The sequence below is a fragment of the Candidatus Phytoplasma sp. AldY-WA1 genome, from assembly GCF_020312115.2.
In the GTDB taxonomy this organism is placed as follows: domain Bacteria; phylum Bacillota_I; class Bacilli_A; order Acholeplasmatales; family Acholeplasmataceae; genus Phytoplasma; species Phytoplasma vitis.
In genome coordinates, this window is the sequence record NZ_JAHRHX020000114.1 from 1 (window position 1) to 1,248 (window position 1,248).

General features: G+C 22.7%; 2 protein-coding genes. Both read right to left on the reverse strand.

The genetic code is table 11. From position 1 onward, the window contains the following. The coding region (locus KTO59_RS04335; RefSeq protein ID WP_284928832.1) for a hypothetical protein at positions 1 to 434 on the reverse strand (434 nt) is incomplete at its 3' end. Positions 435 to 498: 64 nt separating this feature from the next. Beyond that, the coding region (locus tag KTO59_RS04340; RefSeq protein ID WP_284928833.1) for a hypothetical protein at positions 499 to 1,248 on the reverse strand (750 nt) is incomplete at its 5' end.

The window sequence follows — 1,248 nt, forward strand, 5'->3', positions numbered from 1 at the left end:
GGATTCAATTCTTTTGTTACATTAAATTCTTTTTTTACTTTATCTAATAGTTTTGTATAAACTTCTTCTTCTAGTTTTTTATAAACTTCTTCTTCTAAAATACAATCTAAAGATTGATTTCTTAAATCATCAACAGATTTTTCTAATTTATCAGTTACTTGATTATTATGTTTTTGAAAGTTGTTTATATTTTGTTCAATCTCTTTCATTTGATTTTTGGATTTTAAAAAAGTAAAAAGGCAACTTGATATAACTCCAATAGAAATAATTAAATTAATCAAATCCCAAAAAAATAAATTATTATTTCCGTTTATCGGTGTTTCAGGCATATTCAACTTAATAACAATTGGTTGATCTTTATTTTTTTTATAAATTGTTGTTTGTTTTTTAGTTTTTATTGTTTTTTTTTTATTTGTTTCGATTTCTTTTTTCAAAAAAATTTTGTCTTTCCTCTTTTTAATTAAAAATAATAATTATACGACTTTTTATTATCTTCCTCTATCTTTTTTTATTACGTATTCGTAGCGGAACATATTGGGATCGAGGACTCAACATTGCAACAGCATTTTCTTTAGCTTTTTTCATATAATCTTCATTTATTCTAATTTTTATTTTTTCCATATAATCTTTTTTATTTTTGTCAATTTGTTCCAATTTTTTTATTTCTTTATTTCCGACAGATGTATAATTGTTTTTTAGATATTCCGCAAATTTTTTTCCAACTGTATTTTCGACTATATTCAAATTTTCATTATTCAAATTATCCATCATTTCATGATATTCTTCATCCGATAATTCTTCTTTCAATAGATTGTTTAATCGGTCACATGTTTCTTTTATTTCTGAAGGTTCTATTTTTATTGATTCTCCTTGATCTTGCCATTTCTTAAGTTGTTCTGATAAAAATTCATTCAAACGTTTATTTGATGCACCGCCGTCGTATTTAATTTCGCCTATATCCCAATCGCATTTTACATGTAAAGAAGAATGAGTATCAGAATTATTAATGTCATAAATTTCTTTAAGAAAGTAAAGTTTTATTCTAGAAACATTGTTACTATCAAATTCTTGTTTAATTTTGTCTTCTTTTTTTTTACATTCTTCTAAATATTTTGTATTAGATGATTCATATTTTTCTTTTTTTTCTTGCTGATTTAAAATATCTTTTTTTAATTGTGATTTTAAATTATTTAATTCTTGTTCTTTAACAGAAATAGTTGTGTTTAACGATGATATTGTTTTTGTAAC